Origin of the sequence: Chryseobacterium sp. SIMBA_029 (assembly GCF_046535275.1) — a bacterium.
Classification (GTDB): Bacteria; Bacteroidota; Bacteroidia; order Flavobacteriales; family Weeksellaceae; genus Chryseobacterium.
Genome location: NZ_JAWRXA010000930.1, coordinates 1 through 230 on the forward strand (window position 1 = coordinate 1; position 230 = coordinate 230).

The window sequence follows — 230 nt, forward strand, 5'->3', positions numbered from 1 at the left end:
CATCAGGGTTACCCGGGACTTTTTAAAAGTTTGGCAAGAGAATTTGACCATACCACTTGCAGATTAATCAGTCTAAGTACTCCTCAGGAAATAGATCAGATCGCTGGAATTACGCTAAAGGAGATCCTGACCAATGATAAACCGGCTGAAGTAATTTATAAAAACGAAAAAAGACACAGAGTAGACATTATCCCGTCTCCATTGTCAACAAGTTTAAATGAAGCCCATAT

General features: G+C 38.7%; 1 protein-coding gene. It reads left to right on the top strand.

What is annotated here, in order from left to right; all coding sequences use genetic code 11:
• Positions 1 to 230 (top strand): hypothetical protein (locus SB679_RS26550; RefSeq protein WP_410705447.1); only part of this gene is annotated, 230 nt, incomplete at both ends.